This window comes from Streptosporangiales bacterium (assembly GCA_009379825.1).
Classification (GTDB): Bacteria; Actinomycetota; Actinomycetes; order Streptosporangiales; family WHST01; genus WHST01.
In genome coordinates this window covers 46,976-66,954 of record WHTA01000013.1, presented here as the reverse complement: position 1 = coordinate 66,954, position 19,979 = coordinate 46,976, and the positions used below count along the sequence as shown (strand labels likewise).

Here is a 19,979-nt window from a genome sequence, read left to right as displayed (position 1 = left end):
CGGGCCGGACGGCCACATTCCCTGGTCAGTTCGCGTACGGCTCGTCGGGCACCGGTATCCGTTTGATGGTGTCCACCCGCAAGGTGGGGATCGGGTCGAGCGTGGTGTCCGGCAGCGTCTCGTTGCCGGTGTAGCTGCCGGTGACCTTGACCCAGGTCTCCTTCCGGAAGTCCTTGCCGGCGCCGGTGATCCGTACCCGTACGGGCGTTGCGTCGGCGGCACAGCAGTTGAGGAACATCCGGTTGATGTAGAAGTCGCCGGGCTGTGACCCCTTCCGCGGCGTGACGAACCCGGACACCACGAGCGTGCGGCCGCGCAACGTCTTCTCACCGCCGTAGACCGCTCGCTGGGTGAGGTCGAGCAGCGGCACGTCGACCGGGTCGGCGCCGGCGATGGGTTCGAAGGCACCGGCCTGCTTGGTGGGCTGCTCGACCTGCGCCGCCCGGCGTTCCGCGGTGAAGGCGCCGAGCTCGCGCGGCTGCACGAGGAACAGGGCGAGCAAGGGCAGGACGAGCAACCAGGGCACGACGCCGCCGAGCCGGCCGTGGTCGTGCGCCTCGGTGTCCGCGCAGGACGGTTGCGCGTGCGGCCGTTGCCGGCTGTACTCTGCCTCACCGAGGATGCGCGCTGCGAGCTTCGCCTCGTTGTCCGCCCACAGCAGGATCAGCCCGATCAGCACGAGCGCGACCGCGGACGCGATCAGCCACGGCAGCGCCGTCGCCTTGACGTAGCGCAGGTACGTGCCGTCGACCGCGATCCAGACGAGCACGCCGCCCGCCGCGACCAGGAGCAGGTTCTGTACGTTGCGGTTCATAGCATCACCATGCCGACGAGCACGGTGACGACGATCCCCGTGCCGAACACCAGCGGCGCGAAGCGTAGCGCGAACGCGCGGCCGAACGTGCCGACCTGCATCGCGATGAGCTTCACGTCGACCATCGGGCCGATCACCATGAAGGTCAGCTGCGCCGTCGGCGAGAACTGGGTGAGGCTGGCAGCGATGAACGCGTCCGCCTCCGAGCAGATGGCGAGGATGACGGCGAGCACGCCCAGGGTGAGCACGCCGAGCCACACCGACCCGCCGATCGTGTCGAGCACCTGTTGCGGCACGACGACGTTCATCGTGGCTGCGGCCATGCCGCCGATGACCAGGAAGCCGCCGGCCTGCAGGAAGTCGTGCCGTGCCTCGGCGGCGAACTGCTCCAGCTTCGTGCTGCCCGTCCGCTCCTTGCGCTGCCGCACCAACGTCCACTCCGGCCGGCCGAGCTTCGTCCAGACCAGGCCGACGGTGACCGATACGACGACCGACGCGATCACGCGGCCGAGGACGATCCGTGGTTCGCCGGGGAACGCCACCGCCGTGGCCACGATGACGATCGGGTTGATGGCCGGCGCGGACAGCAGGAAGGCGAGTGCGGCAGCCGGGGGAACACCGCGGGAGATGAGCCGTCGCGCGATCGGCACCGACGCGCACTCGCAGCCGGGCAGCACACCGCCGGCGAGGCTGGCCATCGGCACGGCGGCCAGCTGCGACTTCGGCAGCGCGCGGGCGAAGAAGCTCGGCGGTACCGCGGTGGCGATCAGCGCGCTGATCAGTACACCGAAGACCAGGAACGGGATGGCCTGGATGACGATGGCGACGAAGACCGTGGTCCAGGCCTGCACTGCCGGAACCTCGAGGAAGCCGAGTCGCCAGCCGGTGAGGCGGATGACGACGACGAGAGCGGCCGCGAGGATCGCGAGGACGGCCGGCCAGCGGCGGACGGCGGCGGCCTGCTCTTCGCGCTCGGCCTCTACCAGGGTCGACACCGGAGTCAGTATGGCGTATTGAACACCGTTGTCAATTTCTTCCGGCCTCGGTCACTGGCTGCATGCCCCGCAGTGGCCGAAGATCTCGACCGTGTGGCTCACGTCGCTGAAGCCTTCGGCATCGGCGACCTTCTGCGTCCAACGCTCCACCGTGGTGGACTTGATCTCCACGGTCTTGCCGCAGATTCGGCACACCAGATGGTGGTGGTGCGCGTCGGCCTCGCACTTGCGATACCAGTTCTCGCCGTCGGCGGACCGCAGGACGTCGACCGCGCCGCGTTCGGCAAGGTCGGTGAGGTGTCGGTAGACGGTGGTCAGCCCGATGTTGTGCCCGTCGGCGCGTAACGTCGCGAAGACCTCTTGCGCGCTCTGGAACTCCTCGGTCGCGCCGAGGGCCTCGGTCACGAGCGTGCCCTGCCGGGTCCTGCGGCGGGTTCGGGTGTCGCCGCCCTGCGCTGGTGTTGACACACCGTCCTCCCAACGTAGCGGTGGTGCGCCTCCCACTATCTCTCGGCGACCGCCGGCTGTCCCGAGCGCCCCACCGCGCGTCGCAGCGCGGTCGCGAGCAGCGAGAGGACGAGTGCGGCGGCGGCGAGCAGCGTGATCGCCGCGCCGGCCGGGATCTCCACCAGGGTGGAGAGCAGCAGTCCGCCCAGGCCGGAGCCGACGCCGAGGACCGCCGCGAGGGCGGTCATGCCGCGGGTGCTCGTCGTCCACAGCTTCGCCGTCGCGGCCGGCCCGACGATGAGCGCGAGGGCCAGGATGGTGCCGACCGCGGGCACGTTCGTCACCACGGTCAGCTCGACCAGCACGAGGAACAGCGCGTTCATCAGCCCGACCCGGTAGCCCGCCGCGGTCGCACCGACCGGGTCGAACGCGGCGTACAGCAGCACCCGGTTGGTGGCGGCGAGCACGGCGAGCACCACGGCGGCCAACACTGCCGTGATCAGCAGGTCGCTGCGGCCGACCGTGAGCACCGACCCGACCAGGTAGCCGGAGAGGTCCTTGGTGAACCCGGGCTGCAGTGAGACGAGGAGGACACCGACGGCGAAGCCGGCGGAGAGAACGACTCCGGTGCTGGTGGCCGAGTCCTGGCCCTGCCGCCGGTCGAGCGCGGCGATGCCGGCCACGGCGAGCAGGCCGAAGAGCGCGCCGCCGAGGTACAGGTTCAGACCGAGCATCGAGGCAAGCACCACCCCGGGGAAGGTGGCGTGCGTCATGGCCATGGTGAAGAAGGCCCGGCGCCGCAGTACGACGTGCACCCCGATGCAGGCGGAGAGCAGGCCGACCAGGCACACCTCGACCAGTGGGTACGCGAGCACGCTGTCGGTCATCACTGCTGCGCTCCCACCAGCGGTGGCTCCACCGACGGCCGTTGCTGCCCGGCCTTGCGCCTGCGCACCCGCCGGATCACCGCGGTCGCGGTGAGCAGGGCCGCGTAGATCGCCACGATGACCACCACCACCGTCGCGCCCGAGCCCAGCCGGGCACCGGCGTGGATGGACGCGTTCCAGCTGACCACCAGGCCGAGCCAGCCGCCGACCATGCCGATGGCCGCCGCGATCACCCCGATCAGCACCAGCCGGTGGGTGACGAACCGCGCGGCCGCGGCCGGCACGATCAGCAGCGCGATCACGAGCACCGTGCCGACGGCGTGTACCGCGGCGACGACGACGAGCGCGATGAGCACGTTCAGTACGAGGTCGAGCAGGCCGACCCGGAACCCCTGGGCCTGGGCGCCCTGCGGGTCGAACGCACGGAACACCAGCTCCTTGCCCACGACCAGCAACGTGCCGAAGACGAGCGCAGCGACCACTGCGGTCTGCACGATCTCTGTGACCGAGACGGTGAGCAGCCGGCCGAACAGGAACGCCGTGAGGTCCGAGGTGTACGAGCTGCGGTGCGAGACCAGCGCCACGCCGACGCTGAACATGCTGGTCAGGATCACCGCGACCGCGGCGTCCTCGCTGAGCCGCCGGCCGCGGGTCAGCAGCGTGAGTGCGACCGCCGTGGCGGCGCCGGCGACCAGGGCGCCGGCGAAGATGCCGGTGTCACCGGCGAGCAGGTAGCCGATCACCACGCCGGGGAAGACCGTGTGCGTGAGGGCGTCGGAGACGAACGCCAGCCGCCGGATCACCACGAACACGCCGACGGTGCCGGCGAGCGCGCCGAGCAGCAGCACCTCCACCAGCGCCTGTGCCATGTACGGCAGCTGGAACGGGGCGACGAGCGATTCGTACCAGAGCTCCACGGTCTGCCGTCACCGGTTCTGCGCGATGATCACGTGCTCGCCGGGCAGTTCGAGCGCGTGGCCGCCGTACGTCGCCCGCAGGTTGTCCGGGGTGAGGGTGGACTCCACCGGGCCGTACGCGAACTGGTGCTTGTTCAGCAGGCACACCTCGTCGCAGGCCAGGTGCGCAAGCGACAGGTCGTGGGTGGAGACCACGATGGTGACGCCGGCCTGCTTGAGCTCGCGCAGGGCCTCGAGCAGCGCCTCCTGGCTCACCGCGTCCAGGCCGCCGGTGGGTTCGTCGAGCAGCATCATCCGCGGTTCGCTGACGATGGCACGCGCGAGCAGCACCCGCTGGCGCTGCCCGCCGGAGAGCGCGCCGAACTGGTCACCTGCACGGTCGCGCAGGCCGACCCGGTCGAGCGCGTCGAGGGCGAGCTGCCGGTCGGCCTTGCCGGGACGCCGCAGCCACCCGATGGCGCGGTAGCGGCCCATCAGTACGACCTGCGCGGCGGAGACGGGGAACTCGGCGTCCAGGGTGTCCGCCTGCGGCACGTAGCCGATCCGCCTGCGGGCCTTGGCCGGTGTGGTGCCCAACACGGTGATGCTGCCGCGGACCAGCGGCACCAGCCCGAGGATGCCCTTCAACAACGTGGACTTGCCGGCGCCGTTGGGGCCGATGAGTGCGACCGAGTCACCGGCGTGTGCGATGCCGTGCACGCGTTCGAGCACCGGCGCGACGTCGTAGGCGAAGTAGGCGTCGTCGAGGCGCAGGGTCACCTCAGCGGCGTGGCCGTCATCGGCGGTCGATGACGGCCAGGATGCCGGCGCCTCAGCCACCCAATCCTCCGACGATCGTCTCCGTGTTGTGCTCCATCATGGCAATGTACGTCCCGCCGTCGGAGCTGCGCGGCCCCAGGGTGTCGCCGTAGAGCGAGTCCTCACCTGCGACGACCTTGACGCCGGCCCGGTCACCGATCGTGCGCGCGGTCTTCGGCGACAGGCTCGACTCGGAGAACACCGCAGGCACCTGCTCGGCCTTGATCTTGTCGACCAGATCGTCGAGGCGCTTGCCGGACAGCTCGGCCGAGCTGTCCTGGCTCGGGATGATCGACCCGACGAACCTGATCCCGTAGTGGTCGAGGTAGTAGCCGAAGGCGTCGTGGTTGGTGACGAGCTTGCGCTGTTCCTTCGGGATGCTGGCGATCTGCTTCTTGATGTCGGCGTCCAGCTCGTCCAGCTCGGCGGAGTACTTCTTCAGGTTGGCCCGGTAGTCCTTCTCGTGCTCGGCGTCGACCTCGGCCAACCCGTTCGCGATGTTGCGCGCCATGATCTTCGCGTTCGCCGGGTTGTGCCAGATGTGCGGGTCGTCCTCGCCGTGCCCGTGCTCCTCGCCGTGCTCCTCTTCTTCTTCCTCCGCAGCTTCACGTACGGCCACGCCGTTGCTGGTGTCGACGGTGGTGCCGTCGAAGCCGGCGGCCTCGATGGTGTCGTCCAGCCAGGCCTCCAGCCCGAGGCCGTTCTTCACGATGAGGTCGGCCGCGCTGATCGCCTGGATGTCCGCCGGGGCGGCCTCGAAGTCGTGCGGGTCCACGTTCGGCTTGAGCAGCTGGGTGACCTGCACCCGCTTGCCGCCGACGTTCCTGGCGAAGTCGGCGACCTGTGTGGTGGTCGCGACCACCTGGATCCGGCCGCCGTCCTTCTCGCTGGCGGACGTGCCCGGTCCGCAGGCCGCCAGCACTGGCAGCGCCATGACAAGGGCCGACGCGAGCACGGCGACACGCCACGAACTGACACGACCTCGCGGACCGGGCACTGGCTCTCCTCAGGACATAAAAGGCTCCTCACCGATCAGACTCGTCTTATTGGAAACGGTTGTCAAATTAATCTGCGGTGCGGTCACTCACCGTCACCGCGCTGACCTGCGCAGGCCGGCTCGGCCGCCGCCGGCGCAGCACCTGGTTGAGCACCATCAGGCCGACGAGCACGAGCACGCCGCCGCCGAGCTCGGCGACCGACATCCACTCGCCACGCACCAACCAGGCGGTGGCGATGTCGACGACCGGCACCAGCAACGAGAACGGGGCTACCGCCGCGGCCGGATGCTGCCGCAGCAGGGATGCCCAGATGCCGAACCCGACCAGGGTGGCGAGCACCGCCAGGTAGAGCAGCGCGCCGACGCCGCTCCACGACAGCGTCGTGAACGCCTGCGCGATCGCCGCCGGTCCCTCGAACAGCAGGGAGAGCACGAAGAGCGGGATCGGCGGGATGAAGCTCGACCAGACGATCAGCGAGAGCCCGTCGGCCGACGCGCGCCGCGACGCGATGTTGCCGATACCCCAAGACGCCGCGGTGGCGACGACGAGCAGGAGCGGGAACAACTCCGTGTGCAGGCTGCGGTTGACGGCGATCACGACGATCCCCGAGGTCGCGATCAGCAGCCCGGCCAGCTGGTGACCCGTCGGCCGCTCCCGCAGCGCTGCCAGCGCGAACACCACGGTGAAGATCGCCTGGGCCTGCAGCACGATGGAGCTGAGCCCGGGCGGCATGCCCAGGTGCATGCCGACGAAGAGCAGGGAGAACTGGCCACAGCCGATGAACGTCCCCACTGCGACGACGTACCGCATCTTGGTCTTCGGCCGGGGGACGAACAGCACCGCGGGGAACAGCGCCACCACGTACCGCAGGGCCACGAAGAGCAGCGGCGGGAACGTCTCCAGGCCGATGTCCACGATGACGAAGTTGACGCCTCAGATGACGACGACGAACAACGCGAGCAGGACATGACGGCGGGGCACCATGCCAGTATCTCCGGTGCACTACGCAACTGACGCCAGCCAGCTGCGGGGGTGGGTCAGTCGCCGGCGGCCTTGTCCTGCTTCTGCTGTGCTGCCTGCTTCTTCTCCGCCGCGATGGCCTCAGCGAGCTCGGTGTCCGCGTGCGGACGCTCCGAGGGCGCGTACATGCGCTTGCCGAAGTAGCAGGCGATGTTGGTGAGCAGCGAGAGGTCCTTGGTGAGGAACAGGTAGCGCTTGCGCGGCCCGCCGTAGCCGGTCGCCACCCACGGCACCCTGAAGTCGATGTAGTAGCCGTTGCTGCGGGCGATGTGCGCCAGCGCCTCCGGCGTGTAGTACGACGTGTGCCCGGGAATGAAGATGTACTTGTGCTTCGCCAGGTCGCTGCCGTCGTAGACGTTCGTCGAGCAGAGCAGCAGACCGTCGTCCTCGACGTAGTTGAAGAGGCTCTGGAAGTCCTCCTGCGGGTTCAGGAAATGCTCCACGACCTCACTCGCGAGCACCAGCGAGAACTTCTGATTCGCGGGCTGGTTGATGTCGACGAACTCGGTGTCGTCCCTGAGCTTCATCACGTCGGCGACGGCGACGCGGTGCACGTTGGGCAACGCCTCGATGTGCTTGTTGTCGAAGCTGCGTCCGGCGCCGTAGACGAGCACGCTGAGGTTCGGGCGGCCGAGCATCTCGGCCGCCATCTTGGCCATGTAGAACTCCCTGCCCTGCCGTTGTTCCGTGCCCACCCGGGCGCGCAGCGGGAGCTTCTCCAGCTTCTGGAAGTTGCGGTAGTCGTGCACGTTGTCCGGGTTGCCGACGTGGCCACAGCGCCGGCAGACGCGAACGTCGCAGACCGTGTTGGGGTCCTTGGAGTACCTGATGGTCTTCCGCTTGGGCCGGCCTGCTCCACAGACGAGACAGATCTCGTTCGGGTCGCCGGAAGAGAACTCGTTGGACCGGAGGCGGCGTCGGACCGCCGCGACGTACCTCGGGCGGGACGATGGACGAGCAAGTCCAACCGCTACCCGCGCCGCTCGCCGTGCCTTGCCCCCGACAGTGGCTTGCGCTCCCATCCACAAAACGTTAACACGGTGACCGCCCGTCAAACGCAACCCGGTGCAACCAGAACATTACAGTGCGAGACCGTTTAGACAATTGCACGTTGCCTCGTTCGTGCGCAGGAGATTCACCCGGCCGGGTGACGTTACCCGTTGGTAGCCAACGGATTGCGGGTCCGATCAGGCGCGCCGGCGCCCTGGCGGTGAGGAAGTCCTGCAGGCCGGCGAGATCGTCGGTGTTCAGGTAGTCGACGCCCGCGTCGACGAGCTCCTGCCAGACCGCTTCACGTGCTTCGCCGGGCTCGTCGGGAGTCGCCCAGATCCGCACCAGGTAGCCGTTGTCGTGCGCGGTCGCGACGAGCGCGCGCAACCTGGCCCGTTCGTCCGCGGGCATCGGGCCGTCGCCGGTCCAGCTGAAGTGGTTGGTCCAGTTGTCGCTGACCAGCGGCATGACCGTGGGCGGCGGGCCGGAGTCGAGGTCGGCCAGCCTGCCGTCGTACCCGGCGTACCTGACCCGCTGGTCGGTCATGACCTCGAGCGCGCGGTTCCCGCTGACCACCGCGTCCACCGCCCGCTGCTTGGGTTGACCGCCGACCCAGCGGGTCATGATGTCCGGGTACTCCCGCAGTGTCCTGTGCAGCGCCCGGTACGTGCTGACCGCCTCGCTCTTCACGTCGACGAGCAGCTGGAACCGTCCGTCGTCGCCGGGGTGGACGCTGCCGCCGTTCGCCTTGACGATCGCGCGCAGCGGGTCAAGGTAGAGGCTCTCCATCGTGCGGGTCGGGTCGACGTCAGCGAGGTCGTGCGCGACCAGCAGCTCGCCGCCGACCAACCAGACGTCACCTCCACGCTGGTGAACCCGTGGTCGAGCGCGTCGTGCAGCGGCCGCTCGTGCTCGTAGTCGTAGCGCCATGGCCGGTGACGCAGTACGGGTCGTGGAGCTCGGCCACCGCGACGAGATGAACAGCGGCAGGCGGTTAGCCGACGAGCAGCACGTCGAGCGTACGCGGGCCGTGCACACCCTCGACACGGTCCAGCTCGATGTCGCTGGTCGCGGACGGCCCGCTGATCCAGGTGAGCGGTCGGCCGGGGTCGAGCCGGCCGATCGCCTCCGGCACCGTACCGACGACCTGGTCCGCATGCACGACACAGAGGTGGTAGTCGGGCACCAGGCTGATCGCGCGGCGGCCCTGGTGGCGGCCGGCGTCCAGCACGATCGTGCCGGTCTCAGCGACGGCGACCACGCAGCCGGTCAGCACGGCGTCGATCCGGTCGAGGTCGTCCGCGGTGTGGTCGCCGTCGTCGCGGACCACCTCTGCGCTGGTCGCGTCCAGCCACTCCGCGGGCAGGTCGGCGGGGACGACGAGCCGGCCGACGGTTCGCTCGGCGAGCCGGTCCGCGACGGCGGTCGCCAGCTCGGCTGCGGCGATCCGGCGGACCGTGGCGCGGTAGTGCTCGACCCTGTCGGTGAACAGCGCCGCCACGTCCGTGTCCGGGTCGGCACCCCGGCCGTACGCCCGCGGTATCGACGGTTCTGTCGCCGTCTCACTTCGTGGTACGTCACGCAGCGCGCCGCGGACCCGCGCCAAGATCTCGTCCCTTGCCCTGCTCATGGGCGTACACCTCGCACTCCCTCACGGTAAGCCACCCTCGCTGCTGTGCGCCTTCACCACCCGCTGTTACGGCGGTGCGCGAACCCGACTTCTGCGAGAGACTCGCGGCTGTGGAACTGTCACAGCTCGTCCGCCGTGAATGGCCTGAACCACCGCCAGGACACTTCGCCGCTCCGACCATCGGCCTGCCGACCCAGTCGACGTTGCGTGCGCTGCACACCGAGCTGGAGGTCTGGGCAGGCGGGGACGCGTCCGCACCGGGGTACGACACCGCCGTCGAGCGGTGTCGCGAGCTGTACGCCAAGCTCGTCGGCGTGCCAGGCGAGTGGGTCGCGGTCGGCAACCAGGTCTCCGTGTGGGCGGGGTTGGTCGCCGCGGCGCTGCCCGACGGCGCCGACGTGGTCGTGCCTGCAGGCGACTTCTCCTCGGTGGTGTATCCGTTCCTCGTCCACGCCGATCGCGGCGTGCGGGTACGGCACGTGCCGCTGGCCGAGCTGGCCGACGCCGTACGAACGGAGACCACCCTGGTCGCGTACTCGCTCGCCCAGTCGGCGACCGGCGAGGTGGCCGACGCGGACGCGGTGCGGGACGCGGCTACCGCCGCCGGAGCGCTCACCATGTGTGACGTCACCCAGGCCGCCGGCTGGCTGCCGGTCGATGCGAGCCGCTTCGACATCACCGTGTGCGGTGGGTACAAGTGGCTGTGCCACCCACGGGGAACGGCTTTCCTCACCGTCCGGCCGGAGCGCCTCGACTGGCTCCGCCCGCTCTACGCGGGCTGGTACGCGGGCGAGTCGAGGTGGGACTCGATCTACGGACCGGAGATGCAGCTCGCGTCGACGGCCCAGCGGTTCGACATCTCACCGGCCTGGCACTGCTGGGTCGGTGCCGTGCCCGCGCTCGAGCTGTTCACCAGCGTGCCGCCCGCCGAGGTGTACGCGCACGACAGCGCGCTGGCTGACCTGCTCCGCAAGCGCGTCGGCGCGGACCCTACGGGCAGTGCGATCGTGACGCTGCCCGACCCCGAAGGGTCGGCCGCGGAGAAGCTGCGGGCGGCGGGATGCGCGGTCTCGGCGCGGGCCGGCAACGTCCGGCTCGGCTTCCACCTCTGGAACACCGAGGCCGACGTCGACCTCGCAGTAGCGGCGTTGCAGGGCTGACCGTAGAGCGCGCGAGTGGTACCTCCGCGACCTCGCGACACTTCGCTCAGTAACGAGTAACGGCCCCGATCTCACCGTGCGTCTTGGTGCAGCCGTACTCCGTAATACCGACGGTCCGGCTACCGATCCGCGAAAGAGAAGATGTCGTCTGGCTCGGGGACCGTAAAGGAGGTCGTCGTGTCGGGTGAGCGCAACGTGTGGTGGCTCGACCTGGCGGGATACGACGCAGAGGCTTGGCGATGGCTGGCCGAAGGCGTCGACGAGTATATGGAGCGAGACGACAAGATCGCGTACCTGAGGACGCATCTCCAGGGCGGTCACGTTCACTCCTGATCGGACGTGGAGGCCGCGGCTGTTGTCGGCTACCCGTGGGTGCTGTCCGAGCCACGGGTGCGCCGCCACCAGGCGCGGAAGGATTCTCGTGGCGGCGAGGGGATGTCACGAGAGTCCGTCCAGCCGGCAATCGGCCGCGGCAGTCGACGGATCCGACCGGTCACTGCGCGGGTAGCCGACGCGGCCCGTTCCGCCCGGGCCAGTCGGTTGGGCTCGGCGAACAACCACGCCGCCGCCCGCATCGCCGCCCGCTCCGGGTCGGGTTTGCGTGACTGTCGTTTCGTGTCGACGGCCGCCGCGCGCTGCTCCACCAGCACCGACGGGATGTCGATCGCGACCGGGCACACCTCGTAACAGGCACCGCAGAGGGTGGACGCGTACGGCAGTGCGGCGTCGTGCGGGTCGGTCGTCCCGTGCAACAGCGGGTTCAGGATCGCACCGATCGGCCCGGGGTACACCGAGCCGTACGCGTGGCCGCCGACCCGCTCGTACACCGGGCAGACGTTGAGGCAGGCGGAACAGCGGATGCAGCGCAGCGCCTGCCGGCCGACGGTGTCGGCGAGCGCCCGGCTGCGGCCGTTGTCGAGCAGCACCACGTGCACCTCCTGTGGCCCGTCGCCCGGGGTGACTCCGCTCCAGGTCGAGGTGTACGGGTTCATCCGCTCGGCGGTGGACGACCGAGGCAGCACCTGCAGGAACGTCTCCAGGTCCGTCCAGCTCGGTACGAGCTTCTCGATGCCGACCACGGAGATGAGCACCTCGGGCAGCGTCAGGCACATCCGGCCGTTGCCCTCGGACTCCACGACGACCAGCGTCCCGGTGTCGGCGACGGCGAAGTTGGCGCCGGAGATGCCGACCTTCGCACGGAGGAACTTCTCCCGCAGGTGCAGCCGGGCCGCTTCGGCGAGCCGGCGGGGCTCGTCGGTGAGGTCGGCAGGTGCCGGGCGGCCGACGGCGGCCATCTCGCGCTGGAAGATCTCCTTGATCTCGGTGCGGTTGCGGTGGATGGCGGGGACGAGGAAGTGGCTGGGCGCGTCGTCGCCCAGTTGCACGATCAGCTCGGCGAGGTCGGTCTCCCACGCGGCGACGCCGGCCGCGCCAAGCGCCTCGTTCAGGCCGATCTCCTGGGTGGCCATCGACTTGACCTTCACCACGTCGTCGGCCTGGTGCGCGCGGACGAGGTCGAGCACGATGCGGCAGGCTTCGGTGTCGTCGCGCGCCCAGTGCACGTGGCCGCCGGCCTGCTGCACCGCGCCTTCGAACTGCTCGAGGTAGGTGTCCAGGTGGCGCAGCGTGTGGTCCTTGATCGCCGCTGCCGCCTGCCTCAGCTCCGGCCAGTCCGGCAGCTCGCCGATGGCCTGCTCGCGCTTCGCGCGGATCGTCGACGTGGCGTGTGCGAGGTTGCGGCGCAGCTGGGTGTCGGCCAGTGCGTGTTTGGCCGCCTCGGGGAAGGCCGGCATCCCCATGAACGTCGACATCAGCGATCACCTCCGGTGGCGGCGAGCACCTCGGCGAGGTGCATGGTGCGTACGCCCGTACGTAGCCGGCTGAGCAGCCCGCCGATGTGGGTGAGGCACGAGTTGTCACCCGCAACGACCACCTCGGCGCCGGTCTGCCGGACGTGCGCGACCTTGTCCGCGCCCATCGCCGTGGACACGTCGGCGTTCTTCAGCGCGAAGGTGCCGCCGAACCCGCAGCACTCGCTGGCCGCGGGCAGGTCCACCAGGTCGATCCCGCGCACCGCGCCGAGCAGCCGCAGCGGCCGGTCCCCGACCTCGAGCAGCCGCAGCGAGTGGCACGTCGGGTGGTACGTGACCCGGTGCGGGAACGTCGCTCCCACGTCCACCCGGCCGAGCACGTCCACGAGGAACTCACTGAGCTCGTAGACCCGCGGCACCGTCTCCGTGACCGCGTCCTGCAGCGCCCGGTCGCCGGCTTCCTCCGCCACGACCGAGTGGTAGTGGCGAATCATCCCCGTACACGACCCCGACGGCACGACCACCGCGTCGTAACCGCGGAACGCGTCCACGAACCGCCGCACCAGCGGCACGCACTCCGGCCGGTACCCGGTGTTGAAGTGCATCTGCCCACAACACGTCTGACCCATCGGAAACGCCACGGTGCACCCGAGCCGCTCGAGCAACCGGACCGTCGCCTTCCCGGTCTCCGGCAACACCGCGTCATTGATACAGGTAACAAAGAGCCCGACGCGCACGCGGCAACCCTACGCGGAGCTCGACCAGCGAGTCACCCAACTCCTCGCCGAAGAGCACCAAGGGCCTGTCCGACGAGAAGCAGGTCGAGGCGATCAAGTGACCGTCTTGTCGTCGATCAAAGCCAGTTCCGGATGATCGACGAAGAGACTGGCGAACGGGTCGACAAGGGGCTCGACGACTTTGCGTTCGTCAAGAACACGCTCACTCGATCCAAGGACGGTTGGCGGGTCAGTGCCACGAGGGATCTGAGGCAGACGTGTTCACCCCCGGCGTGAGGCTGGTCGTGAGCGCCGCCCTCGGCGCGGTGCGTGCCCTGACCTTGTCGACGACGGCGGCTGCCCCGCCAACGGGCTGGCATCAACGACCCGGCGATCTCGTGTCAGGAGACGGTGTGGCAGCCGGGCTTATGACCAGGTCGACTACGGGCCCTGTACGCGCGGCCCCTCCGGCGAGGAGGACGGGCCGTCGGCGGTGACGTTGTCCGAGCGGGCTTACGAGCGGTTGCCTGTGCCGGCGCCGGTGGTGCGGACTGCGCCGCCGAAGGACAAGCGGATGCTGGTGCGGATGCCTACCTGGTTCTGGCTGGGCGAGGCGCAACACGGTTCGCGCAGCGCGACTGCTCGGGCCGGAGACAACTGGGCGACGGTGACGGCGTCGGCCAGGACGGTGGTCGTCGATCCTGGGGACGATCCGGTGACGTGTGCCGCGCCGGGGGTCTCGTACGCGAAGGACGCCGACGAGGACGCGGCTTGCACGCACGCGTACGAGGAGTCCGGTACCTACACGGTGCGGGTGACGGTGCGCTGGGGCGCGAGCTGGGTCGGGTCGGACGGGGACGGCGGCTCGTTGCCTGCCGTCGGCCGGTCGGCGAGCTTCCGGGTGACGGTGGTCGAGTCGCGCAGTGAGCTCGTCGCCGGTTCCTGACCCGCGGGGCGGGGCGCTGCGTCGTGGTCGAGAATCGGCGCATGTGGGTGCGGGCTCGGCGGTTGCCGGAGGCGGTGGATGCGGAGGCGGCGTTCGCCGCGCTCTACCGCGACAGCCCGTACGGGTTCTGGCTCGACAGCTCGCGGCCCGGTGACCGGCAGGCGCGGTGGTCGTTCCTCGGTGACGCGGGCGGGCCGCTCGCGCAGGTGGTCACGGCCGACGTGTGGGCGGGCACCGTGACCGTCGCCGACTCCTCGGGTGCCGCCGAGCAGCTGTCCATGCCGTTCTTCGACTGGCTGGGGGCACACCACGAGCGGCCGGTGACGATGGCCGACGCCGACGTGCCGTTCCAGGTCGGCTGGGTGGGGTACCTCGGGTACGAGCTGAAGGCCGAGTGCGGCGGTGCCCGCGCGCACCGGGCACCCAACCCGGATGCCGCGTTGCTGTTCGCGGACCGCGTCGTCGCGATCGACGCGATCTCCGCGCGCACCTACCTGTTCGCGCTCGACGACGGGTCGGGCACCGCGGAACAGTGGCTGACGGAGACCGGCGACCGGCTCGCCGACCTGGCACCCGCGGAGCCGCCGCAGTTCGGCGTCGACGCCACCCCGCTACGGCTGCGGCACGGCCGCACCGAGTACCTCCAGTTGGTCGACCGGTGCCACCAGGCGATCAGGGTCGGCGACAGCTACGAGCTGTGCCTCACCAACATGGTCGAGGCGCCGGCCGGGTTCGACCCGTGGCAGGCGTACCGGCGGCTGCGGCAGGTCGCGCCCGCCCCGTACGCGGCGTACCTCAGGTTCGGTGACGTGGCGGTGCTGAGCACGTCGCCTGAACGCTTCCTCGCCGTCGGCAGGGACGGGGTGGCGCAGTCGCGACCGATCAAGGGCACTCGGCCGCGCGGCCGGGACGCGGCCGAGGACGCCGCGCTCGCCGCGGAGCTGGCGGCCAACCCGAAGGACCGCGCGGAGAACCTGATGATCGTCGACCTGGTACGCAACGACCTGGCCAGGGTCGCCGAACCCGGTTCGGTCGAGGTCGCCGGGTTGTTCGAGGTCGAGACGTACGCGACCGTGCACCAGCTGGTCAGCACGGTGCAGGCGCGGCTGCGCGCCGACCGTACGGCCGTCGACTGCGTCCGGGCGGCGTTCCCCGGCGGGTCGATGACCGGCGCGCCGAAGCTGCGCACCATGGAGCTGCTGGACGAGCTGGAGGGCGGGCCGCGCGGGGTGTACTCGGGCGCGTTGGGCTGGCTCGGCGTCGACGGGGCGCTCGACCTGGCCATGGTGATACGTACCGCGGTGGTCGCCCGCGGCCTGGTGAGCTACGGCGTCGGCGGGGCGATCGTCGCCGACTCCGACCCGGTCGCCGAGTACGAGGAGACGGCGGTGAAGGCGACGCCGCTGCTCCGGTTGCTGGGCGCGGAGTTCACCGGCTGACCCGACGCGCCGAGGCTGACCACGCTCCGCGATCAGCAGTCCTGTCGGCGCGCGGAATGTGGTGGTCCGCCTCGCTGTCCGACTGCATATGGTGACGAAACGCGACGGTTGTCTCAATATTTGATATGGTCCGCTGTGCGAAGTTGATCTTGGTGATGTCGCCCGACGACCTTCGACAGACTTGGCAGCATGCGACCGAAACCCGAAGTCGAGCCGAGCAGCTTCTTCGACCTCGACATCCGCGTCGGCCGCGTAGTCGACGTCCGGCCACACGAGACTGCGCGCAGCGCCGCGTACGTGGTCGACGTGGACTTCGGTCTACTCGGGGTACGTACTACGAGCGCGCAGGTCTCGCACTACTCGCCCGACGACCTCCGCGGCCGGTTGGTCATCGGCGTGGTCAACATCGGCAGTCGGCAGATCGCCGGGGTGAAGAGCGAGTTCCTGATGATCGGCGCCTACGCGACCGACGGCACCGTCCACCTGCTGTCGGCGGACCAGCCGGGCCCTGAGCCCGGTGACATCATCGGCTGACTACAGGTCCGCCTGGACGCCGATCGCGTCGAGCACGGTGCGGAACTTCGCCGACGTCTCCTGCATCTCGTCGGCGGGTACGGAGCCGTCGACGATCCCGGCCCCGGCGAACAGCCGCAGCCGGTCGCCCTCGACCTCGGCGCTCCTGATCGCCACCACCCACTCGCCGTCGCCGTCGGCGTCCAGCCAGCCGACCATGCCCGCGTAGTAGCCGCGGTCGAACGGCTCGAGCTCGGCGATCGTCCGGTACGCCAGCTCGGTCGGGGTGCCGCACACCGCAGGTGTCGGGTGCAGTGCGCAGGCGACGTCGAGGGCGGTGGTCGCGGGGTCGGCGAGCACGCCCTCGATGCGGGTGGCGAGGTGCCACATCGACCGGGTGCTGACCAGCTCGGGAGCCGGGGACAGCGACAGCGACCGGCAGAACGGCCGCAGCAGGCGCTCGATGTCGTCGACGACGACCGCGTGCTCGTGCAGGTTCTTCGCCGAGCGGAGCAGCTCGCTGCCCAGGCGTTCGTCCTCGACCGGGTCGGCGCTGCGCGGCGCGGAGCCGGCGTACGGGTTCGCGACCACACGGTCGCCGTACCGGCCGATGAGCAGCTCGGGGCTGGCGCCGAGGAAGGTGCGCGGCACCTGCGGGTCGGTGCCTGGCACCGGCACCGCGAACGTGTTGCCGCGCGGGTCCCTGGCGGCCAGCGCGGTGAGGATGCCGGCCGGGTCGGGCGCCGGCGTCGTGGTGAGGTGCACGGTCCTGGCCAGCACCACCTTCTCCAGCGGTGTCGTGCCGAACCGGCTCACCGCCTCGGCCACCGCGGCCGCGTAGCCGTCGGCCGGCGGGTCGTGGCGCACCTGCCAGCGGGTGGCCGCCGGTGGCTCGTACCGGTCGACCTCGGCGTCCACCGGGCCGTTGTGGCGCACCACCTCGGGCACGAACAGGTGCGGGGCCGCCGTCCGCTCGAACGGGATGGCACCGGCGACGACGGCACCGGAGCCGTCTGCGGCGGCCGCCTCGACCAGGGCGGTGGCCCGCGCCGGCAGCGTGGCCCAGGCCTGGTCGCCGTCGGTCGCCGGGAGCGTCGCCCGGACCCCCTCGCCGAGCAGCATGCCGCGCCTGGTGGCGAAGAACGTCTGCCCGGCACGGTAGGTGGCCAGCAGGTTCGCCGTCCCCGTGGTGCGGTCGCTCATACCTTCATCATCACGGACCGGGCGACCGGTCGCCGCGGGACGGGCGCGTCTGACTGGTCACACTCGTCAGCTGCCGATCAGGTCCAGGGTGACCGCCGCGTGCGTGGCGATGCCGGAGCTGAACGCCGCCTCGTCGAAGACGACCAGGTTGGAGTGGTTCCACGGGACGGAGCCGGTGTCCTGGTCGGGCGGGCAGGCGCCGATGAACGCCATCGCACCCGGGTACGCCTGGAGGACGTAGGAGAAGTCCTCGGCGCCCATGATCGGCTGGTCCATCCACTTCGCGTGCTCGCCGAGCAGGTCGGTCGTGACGGTGTGGACGCGCTCCGCGAACGCGTCGTCGTTGACCGTCACCGGGTAACCCAGCTCGATGTCCACCTCGGCGGTCATGTCGTGGGCGGCTGCGACACCGGCCACCACCCGGCGCAGGTGCTCGTGCACGGCCGTACGGACGTCCTCGGACAGCGTCCTGATCGTGCCCTCGATGGACGCTGTCGCCGGGATCACGTTCGTGGTGGTGCCGGCGACCAGGTGCGCCACCGTGAGGATCGCCGGGTCGAACGCCTTCACCCGCCTGGTCATCACCGTCTGCAGCGCGGTTACCATCTCGCAGGCCACGGGGATCGGGTCGTTCGCGGCCGCCGGTGACGACGCGTGCCCGCCCCTGCCGGTGACCGTGACACGGAAGGTGTCCGCGGCGGCGAGCTGCGCGCCGCGGCGTAGCGAGACCACCCCGGTGTGCTCCGACGTCGAGATATGCAGGGCGAACGCACCCGCCACCGAGTCGCGCGGGTAGTCGAGCAGCCCCTCCTCGAGGACGATCCGCGCGCCGCCGTCGCCCTCCTCGCCGGGCTGGAAGAAGAACACGACGTTGCCGGCCAGCTCGTCGCGGCGGCCGGCCAGCAGGCGGGCGGCACCGGCGAGCATCGCCACGTGCGTGTCGTGCCCGCACGCGTGCATCACGCCGGGGAACTCGGACGCGAACGGCAGGCCGGTGTCCTCCTTCAGCGGCAACGCGTCCATGTCGCCACGCAGGATCACCGTCGGGCCCGGCTTGCCGCCGGTCAGCTTCGCGATGACGGCGGACGTACGCTCGGACAACGTGATGTCCAGGCCGAGGTCGGCGATCTCGTCGAGGATGGCCTGCCGGGTGATCGGCAGGTCGAGGCCGATCTCCGGTTGACGGTGCAGTTTCCTACGGAACTCGACGATCCGCTCCTGCAGTGCACGGGCGTCGTCGAGTAGAGCGGCGAGTGTCGGCATGCGGTGAGTATGCCAACCGGACCCGGCCCGGCACCAGCCTCGAATACGCGGCATGATCGGCGGCGGTACCGAACGCACGCATCTCGAGGAGAGCGCATGTCCGAGCCGTCCGTGCCGGCCGCCGCGGCGGGAAGCGACAGCGACCTGGGCCGGCGGACGATCCGGCGGGTGGCGATGCGGCTGTTGCCGTTCGTCGCGTTGCTCTACTTCATCAACTACCTGGACCGTACGAACATCGGCTTCGCCAAGCTCACCATGAGCGAGGACCTGGCGCTGACGGAGACGATGTTCGGGCTGGCGTCCGGCCTGTTCTTCATCGGCTACCTGGTGCTGGAGGTGCCGAGCAACCTCGCGTTGCACAAGTTCGGTGCCAGGCGCTGGATCGCCCGCATCATGCTGACCTGGGGCATCCTCGCCGCCGCCATGGCGTTCGTGCCCAACGCCGGCACGTTGTACGTGCTCAGGCTGCTGCTCGGCGTCGCGGAAGCCGGCTTCTTCCCCGGCATCATCCTGTACCTGACGTTCTGGTTCCCGAAGCGGGAGCGGGCGAAGATCGTCGCCCTGTTCATCGCGGCGGTGCCGATCTCGTCGATGCTCGGCGCGCCGCTGTCCACGGCGATCATGTACGCCACGGACGGGCTGGCCGGGCTCGCCGGCTGGCGGGTGATGTTCCTCGTCGAGGGCCTGCCGGCGATCCTGCTGGCCTTCGTCACCTGGTTCTACCTCACCGACCGGCCGGCGGACGCGAAGTGGCTGACCCCGGACCAGCGGGAATGGCTGGCCGCCGAGATGGCGCAGGAGGAGGCGGAGACCGGTCAGCAGTTCCACTTCCCGCTGCGCAAGGCGCTGACCAACCCGCGGGTCATCGCGCTGTCGTTCGTCTACTTCGGCATCGTCTACGGCCTGTACGCGCTGTCGTTCTTCCTGCCCACCATCGTGGACGGCTTCCAGCAGCAGTTCGGGGTGGAGTATTCGCTGGTGCAGGTCGGCATGATCACCGCCGTGCCGTACGCGGTCGCGGCGATCGCCATGGTGCTGTGGGCGCACCACGGGGACCGCACCAGGGAACGGGTGTGGCACGTGGCGCTGCCGGCCATCGTCGGCGGCGCGGCGATCCCCATCGCGCTCTACCTGCAGAGTCCGCTGCTGACCATGATCGCGGTGACGGTGTGTGCCGTCGGGGTGTGTTGTGGTCTGCCGACGTTCTGGTCGTTGCCCACCACGTTCCTCACCGGTGCCGCAGCGGCCGGCGGTATCGCCCTGGTGAACTCGATCGGCAACCTGGCCGGTTTCGTCGCCCCGTACGTCACGGGAGCGCTCGCGGACCTGACCGGCACCCAGAACGCGGGGATGTGGGCGGTCGGCGCCGCGATGGTCGGCGCCGGCGTGCTGACGATCGCGCTTGGTGCCGCCCCGAAGGCGAAGGAGTGAG

19 protein-coding genes and 1 pseudogene are annotated in these 19,979 nt (G+C 70.1%); 5 read left to right on the top strand and 15 right to left on the bottom strand.

Annotated elements, in window-relative coordinates; all coding sequences use genetic code 11:
• Nucleotides 1–25: 25 nt before the first annotated feature.
• The 11 genes and pseudogenes from GEV07_09430 to GEV07_09380 all read right to left on the bottom strand — a co-directional run bounded on the left by GEV07_09430 (nucleotide 26) and on the right by GEV07_09380 (nucleotide 9,496).
• A complete protein-coding gene (locus tag GEV07_09430) occupies nucleotides 26–814 on the bottom strand; it encodes a TIGR03943 family protein (protein MQA02921.1) in 789 nt (262 codons plus the stop codon).
• Nucleotides 811–1,800, bottom strand: a complete 990-nt coding sequence (locus tag GEV07_09425) for a permease (protein ID MQA02920.1) — start codon at nucleotides 1,798–1,800, stop codon at nucleotides 811–813. The genes GEV07_09430 and GEV07_09425 overlap by 4 nt, the downstream gene beginning before the upstream one ends.
• A gap of 60 nt (nucleotides 1,801–1,860) precedes the next feature.
• Entirely contained in the window at nucleotides 1,861–2,316 is a 456-nt protein-coding gene (locus GEV07_09420) for a transcriptional repressor (protein ID MQA02919.1), read from the bottom strand.
• Nucleotides 2,313–3,143 (bottom strand): metal ABC transporter permease, encoded by an 831-nt coding sequence (locus GEV07_09415; protein MQA02918.1) that lies wholly within the window; start codon nucleotides 3,141–3,143, stop codon nucleotides 2,313–2,315. Before GEV07_09415 ends, GEV07_09420 begins: the two co-directional genes overlap by 4 nt.
• A complete protein-coding gene (locus GEV07_09410) occupies nucleotides 3,143–4,012 on the bottom strand; it encodes a metal ABC transporter permease (GenBank protein ID MQA02917.1) in 870 nt (289 codons plus the stop codon). Before GEV07_09410 ends, GEV07_09415 begins: the two co-directional genes overlap by 1 nt.
• 57 nt (nucleotides 4,013–4,069) lie before the next feature.
• Nucleotides 4,070–4,879, bottom strand: a complete 810-nt coding sequence (locus tag GEV07_09405; protein ID MQA02916.1) for an ATP-binding cassette domain-containing protein — start codon at nucleotides 4,877–4,879, stop codon at nucleotides 4,070–4,072.
• Entirely contained in the window at nucleotides 4,872–5,792 is a 921-nt protein-coding gene (locus GEV07_09400; protein ID MQA02915.1) for a zinc ABC transporter substrate-binding protein, read from the bottom strand. Before GEV07_09400 ends, GEV07_09405 begins: the two co-directional genes overlap by 8 nt.
• 130 nt (nucleotides 5,793–5,922) lie before the next feature.
• A complete protein-coding gene (locus tag GEV07_09395) occupies nucleotides 5,923–6,774 on the bottom strand; it encodes an EamA family transporter (protein MQA02914.1) in 852 nt (283 codons plus the stop codon).
• 119 nt (nucleotides 6,775–6,893) lie between these two features.
• Entirely contained in the window at nucleotides 6,894–7,898 is a 1,005-nt protein-coding gene (locus GEV07_09390) for a methyltransferase domain-containing protein (protein ID MQA02913.1), read from the bottom strand.
• A gap of 10 nt (nucleotides 7,899–7,908) precedes the next feature.
• Nucleotides 7,909–8,810: pseudogene (locus tag GEV07_09385) on the bottom strand (hypothetical protein).
• A 50-nt stretch (nucleotides 8,811–8,860) separates the two neighbouring features.
• Nucleotides 8,861–9,496 carry a lactate utilization protein C gene (locus GEV07_09380; protein MQA02912.1) on the bottom strand — a complete coding sequence of 212 codons (636 nt, stop codon included), beginning with the start codon at nucleotides 9,494–9,496 and terminating at the stop codon, nucleotides 8,861–8,863.
• A gap of 110 nt (nucleotides 9,497–9,606) precedes the next feature.
• On the opposite strand from GEV07_09380, the gene GEV07_09375 reads away from it, so the two are divergent.
• On the top strand, nucleotides 9,607–10,656 hold the full coding sequence (locus GEV07_09375; protein ID MQA02911.1) for an aminotransferase class V-fold PLP-dependent enzyme: 1,050 nt from the start codon (nucleotides 9,607–9,609) through the stop codon (nucleotides 10,654–10,656).
• Between the two features lie 362 nt (nucleotides 10,657–11,018).
• Here GEV07_09375 and GEV07_09370 read toward each other — a convergent pair whose 3' ends face one another.
• Both GEV07_09370 and GEV07_09365 read right to left on the bottom strand, forming a co-directional pair.
• Nucleotides 11,019–12,467: an iron-sulfur cluster-binding protein gene (locus GEV07_09370; protein MQA02910.1), complete on the bottom strand. Its 1,449-nt coding sequence runs from the start codon at nucleotides 12,465–12,467 to the stop codon at nucleotides 11,019–11,021.
• On the bottom strand, nucleotides 12,467–13,204 hold the full coding sequence (locus GEV07_09365; GenBank protein MQA02909.1) for a (Fe-S)-binding protein: 738 nt from the start codon (nucleotides 13,202–13,204) through the stop codon (nucleotides 12,467–12,469). Before GEV07_09365 ends, GEV07_09370 begins: the two co-directional genes overlap by 1 nt.
• A gap of 472 nt (nucleotides 13,205–13,676) precedes the next feature.
• Between GEV07_09365 and GEV07_09360 the strand changes: the two genes are divergently transcribed.
• The 3 genes from GEV07_09360 (at nucleotide 13,677) to GEV07_09350 (ending at nucleotide 16,102) form a co-directional block, all read left to right on the top strand.
• Entirely contained in the window at nucleotides 13,677–14,129 is a 453-nt protein-coding gene (locus tag GEV07_09360; protein ID MQA02908.1) for a hypothetical protein, read from the top strand.
• Nucleotides 14,130–14,170: 41 nt separating this feature from the next.
• Nucleotides 14,171–15,568, top strand: a complete 1,398-nt coding sequence (gene pabB, locus GEV07_09355; protein MQA02907.1) for an aminodeoxychorismate synthase component I — start codon at nucleotides 14,171–14,173, stop codon at nucleotides 15,566–15,568.
• 189 nt (nucleotides 15,569–15,757) lie between these two features.
• Complete coding sequence (locus GEV07_09350; protein MQA02906.1) at nucleotides 15,758–16,102, top strand: tRNA-binding protein; 345 nt, start codon at nucleotides 15,758–15,760, stop codon at nucleotides 16,100–16,102.
• Here the strand turns inward: GEV07_09350 and GEV07_09345 are convergent, their stop codons facing one another.
• Both GEV07_09345 and GEV07_09340 read right to left on the bottom strand, forming a co-directional pair.
• Nucleotides 16,103–17,284 (bottom strand): isochorismate synthase, encoded by a 1,182-nt coding sequence (locus GEV07_09345; protein ID MQA02905.1) that lies wholly within the window; start codon nucleotides 17,282–17,284, stop codon nucleotides 16,103–16,105.
• Nucleotides 17,285–17,350: 66 nt separating this feature from the next.
• Nucleotides 17,351–18,547 (bottom strand): amidohydrolase, encoded by a 1,197-nt coding sequence (locus GEV07_09340; GenBank protein ID MQA02904.1) that lies wholly within the window; start codon nucleotides 18,545–18,547, stop codon nucleotides 17,351–17,353.
• 96 nt (nucleotides 18,548–18,643) lie between these two features.
• Between GEV07_09340 and GEV07_09335 the strand changes: the two genes are divergently transcribed.
• Nucleotides 18,644–19,978 (top strand): MFS transporter, encoded by a 1,335-nt coding sequence (locus tag GEV07_09335; GenBank protein ID MQA02903.1) that lies wholly within the window; start codon nucleotides 18,644–18,646, stop codon nucleotides 19,976–19,978.
• Nucleotide 19,979: the final 1 nt, after the last annotated feature.

Coding starts and splice junctions, on each gene's coding strand:
- pabB (MQA02907.1), top strand. CDS start 14,171: ATGTGGGTGCGGGCTCGGCGGTTGCCGGAGGCGGTGGATGCGGAGGCG.
- GEV07_09340 (MQA02904.1), bottom strand. CDS start 18,547: ATGCCGACACTCGCCGCTCTACTCGACGACGCCCGTGCACTGCAGGAG.
- GEV07_09410 (MQA02917.1), bottom strand. CDS start 4,012: ATGGCACAGGCGCTGGTGGAGGTGCTGCTGCTCGGCGCGCTCGCCGGC.
- GEV07_09380 (MQA02912.1), bottom strand. CDS start 9,496: ATGAGCAGGGCAAGGGACGAGATCTTGGCGCGGGTCCGCGGCGCGCTG.
- GEV07_09345 (MQA02905.1), bottom strand. CDS start 17,284: ATGAGCGACCGCACCACGGGGACGGCGAACCTGCTGGCCACCTACCGT.
- GEV07_09350 (MQA02906.1), top strand. CDS start 15,758: ATGCGACCGAAACCCGAAGTCGAGCCGAGCAGCTTCTTCGACCTCGAC.
- GEV07_09370 (MQA02910.1), bottom strand. CDS start 12,467: ATGTCGACGTTCATGGGGATGCCGGCCTTCCCCGAGGCGGCCAAACAC.
- GEV07_09335 (MQA02903.1), top strand. CDS start 18,644: ATGTCCGAGCCGTCCGTGCCGGCCGCCGCGGCGGGAAGCGACAGCGAC.
- GEV07_09415 (MQA02918.1), bottom strand. CDS start 3,143: ATGACCGACAGCGTGCTCGCGTACCCACTGGTCGAGGTGTGCCTGGTC.
- GEV07_09390 (MQA02913.1), bottom strand. CDS start 7,898: ATGGGAGCGCAAGCCACTGTCGGGGGCAAGGCACGGCGAGCGGCGCGG.
- GEV07_09400 (MQA02915.1), bottom strand. CDS start 5,792: ATGGCGCTGCCAGTGCTGGCGGCCTGCGGACCGGGCACGTCCGCCAGC.
- GEV07_09430 (MQA02921.1), bottom strand. CDS start 814: ATGAACCGCAACGTACAGAACCTGCTCCTGGTCGCGGCGGGCGGCGTG.